This is a genomic window from Bacteroides sp. (assembly GCF_028690125.1).
Classification (GTDB): Bacteria; Bacteroidota; Bacteroidia; order Bacteroidales; family Bacteroidaceae; genus Bacteroides.
Window position 1 is genome coordinate 1 of record NZ_JAQVBV010000120.1, and the last position, 3,599, is coordinate 3,599.

General features: G+C 36.6%; 1 protein-coding gene. It reads left to right on the forward strand.

The window, feature by feature from the left end; translation table 11 throughout:
- Nucleotides 1-28: 28 nt before the first annotated feature.
- A partial coding sequence (locus tag PHO71_RS25625; protein WP_300209014.1) for a hypothetical protein occupies nucleotides 29-3,599 on the forward strand: 3,571 nt, incomplete at its 3' end.

Sequence of the window (3,599 nt, forward strand, 5' to 3'; positions counted from 1 at the left end):
TTTTATTACTAATTAAATTAAAATTTTTATGATTAAATTTACAAACTTTAGAACGAAAGCTCTCGCACTCGTTGCGATGACAGCTTTTAGTGCGGGTTCGGTATTTGGTCAGAATGCAGATTTGTCAATTATGACATCCCAAAAGATTATTCAGTGGGATGGAACACAAAAGCAAACTGCTCCTGTATCAAGTGGAGACTTGGTTCCCGGGGTTTCGTTGTCTGTTACCGAAGGTAATTGGGCAAATGAATTTGATTTACCCAAATCAACAACCATCCAAACAACTAATCCATCTACTTCCACTTATTGGATTAATGGAAATGATTTAAATGTTTTTGTGGGTGAAGGTAACAAATTGGCCGTTACATTTGATATTTCGGCCAAATACCTTAAAAATGTAAAAGACCTTCAGATTGAATTAGCTTCCAATCATTTTGGTGGCGCATCCAATATGAGTGTTAATTTCGATGCTAGAGTATGGGTTTTCGACTTAGCAGGTAATGAAGTCGATTATAGTACAATTTACGAAAATGGTACTTCTGATTGGGGTACGTTTAACGATGTTTATAACACAAATACAGCATCAAAAACGATTAAATTATTCCAGGAAGCTAATGACCTAACAGAAGATAACAAGTTTATCCCAAATTCACTGGATAATAAGTTAATCCGTGTGACTTTGATTTCTGATTTACCTGTTGGAGAGGACGGTGATCATTTCCCAGCAGCTTTGGTTGTTAAAAGTGTGAAAATCCAATCGGATGCTCCTAGCATTACTTTGACTCCTTCAAAATCAGACTTTGAAGCGGGTATGGGATATCAGACATCGCTTACAGGAAGCAGTCTTGCTATTTCAAGTACATTGGCTGATGGATCAGTTATTTATTTAGGTGCTCCAACAAATTTTGTATTTAATAACCAAAATGATGCTAAATCGGTTACTCTTCCTGCTAATGCACAACCATTTGCATTCAAGCCAATGACAATTGATAAGATCGTTGGTTCATTCAAAGCTAAATTATCAGCTACAACTGATCGATTGAATCCTATCAAGAATATTCCGGTTGTAACTACTGCTGTTACAGGTAATTCTGTGCCTGAGCTTTATTTGTCAGAAAATAAATTGACTTTCCAAACCAATATGGTTCCGAAAACGGTTCAGATATGGGGTAAGAATATTCCAAAGCCAAGTCTTTATGGTAACCCAAGTTTTGAAGCTGCATGGTTTACAACAGATCAAGACAGGTCTTCTTACTCTGAAACTGCTGTAAACAACAATCAGTTCCATGTAGATGACTTGGGTATTATTGTAAAAAATTCATCTAATAAGCTGGTTATTAATTATGCTGAAATTGTAAATAATATTGATTTTAATCCTACAGTTTATGTAAAGATTAATCATCGTTATCGGATGCATAATAAGATTAAAGGTTTAACAACATTTACCGGTGGCCAGGAAGACCCCAGCATAGGGTTAAAGAAATATCCTCAGATTTTAGTTGTGGGTGATATTGCAGCTGTATGGTTTGAATACGAAGGACAAGATAGCAAAGCTGGTGATATCGTAGGTGATATTTCTACCGCTTTCTATGCTCCTTACGATGCAAGCAAGCAAGATCAGGTTTATTCAAGAACCAAAAAATTCATTTTGAAAGGTACAAAAGTTGAACCAGATGATGGTCAGGATTATGCTACATTTAAAATTTCATTGGCGAAATTAGAAACACATGACAACGATGGTCATATGGCTTTTTCTTACAGTGTTGATAAAGGTATCACATGGAATACTCCTGTAACAACTGCTGAAATTAAGGTTGCGATGTTAACTCCAACTGATAAAGAAAACTTCAAGAACGTTGGTAAGGAAATTTGGGTACGTTTCAGACCGGATTGTGACGGATTCGATAGAGATATGGATTATCGTCATGATTCATATCATGCTGCGTACGTTTGGGATCCTCATTATAATTTGTTGAAAGCTGTTCAAAAAGACAGATGGCGCGTAAACACTCAAGCAATTGTATTTGGTGATACAAGAGCTAATTTGGAAAACACTATTCACGAATGGTCTGTTGTAGACGTAATGGATAACAGTAAGTTATCAAAATGGGGTTCTTGGATGTTAACTAAGAGTGACTTCCGTAAAGATTATGGAATCAAATACTTAGGACAGTGTGGAGAAGAAGTTAATCCTCTTTCAGAAGGAAGCTTCCTGGTTTCTGGTTATAACCTGACTTCTAATGTTAAAATTGCAGTTGATCCGGATAATTTTAATGAAGATGCATTTGCTTATACAGTTGAAATTTTGGATGGTTACGGTACTTTAGAAGGTAAAGAAATTGTGCCTAACCAATATGGTGAAGTTTATGCAAAAGTTAGCGTGAAATTTGATCCAGCAGAAAGATTTGAAAATTATAGTAATGTTGCTGATATTGTTACTGTAGAATATGATGGACGAACCATTGAAGAAGCAAGACGTTTTTGGAGGGAAAGTGCAGAGTATGATTATGTTGATTATTTAGCTCATGATGAAGGAGATGTACGATTTGTATATCCGATGTATGACTATCCAGCTGCTAAATTAACAGGTCGTATCTATAAACCTGTAGTTAACAAAGTTGCTGTAGAAAGTATTAAAACTCAAATTAATGTTCCTGTTCCTCAGACATTGACTATATCTGGTCGTGAACTTGATCCTTCTAAGAAATCAATCGTTGTTTCTTTGGTAAATGAAGGTACTCCTTATACTATTTCTCCTTCTACATTCAAAATCGATGCCGATGGTAATGTTAATGGCGAATTAGTTGTAACCTTTACTCCGACAAGCACAGCTGATTTGTGTAATAACACCAATTCATTGGTTTATGCTTATGGTACATGTCCTGAATTACCTATCGAAGGTTCTGAAATGACTGCTGTTACAGTTGTAGATCAGCCAAAATTCGAAGCATTCAATCCTGGTGACATCCAGGGTGACCGTGTTGACTTGAGAGTAACTCCTGCTGATGGTGGTAACAACTATGTAGTTGGTATCGGTATCTTGAAATACAACAAGAAGACTTCTTCTATCTTCATGTCTGAAGTTTATGCTAAAGACGACAAAACTTATGTTGAGCTGTTCAACGGTACAGGCGAAGCTTTGAATCCAGACATTATCTCTGAAGATTCTCCTAACTACTACATGGAAGTTTACGAAGGTACAACTATGAAAAAAGCTATCGTCTTAGGTGCTGCTGACGTTGATCTTTGGAAACCTTATGGAATCACAGTGAAGACTATCGACTATAATCTTGCTTCTAATAAGGAATATACACTTGTATTGAAACAAGGTCAGATTACACTTGACGTTTACAAGTTTACAGGTGATGTTACTCACAAAACAAGAAAAGATGATTTGGATGCTGCTGCTTATAAGGTTAGTGCATTCAATGAAGCAGACTGGACAACAGTTGGCGGATGGCATACAAGCTTGACTACTCAGACTCCGTTGTATGCTAGCATGTTCCATGCTGAAGTACCTGCTGCAAACTTCAAACAGTATTTCGATGACGTAACTGTTGAAAGAGCTCAATACGGATTCCAGACTGGTCTTTCTGTTA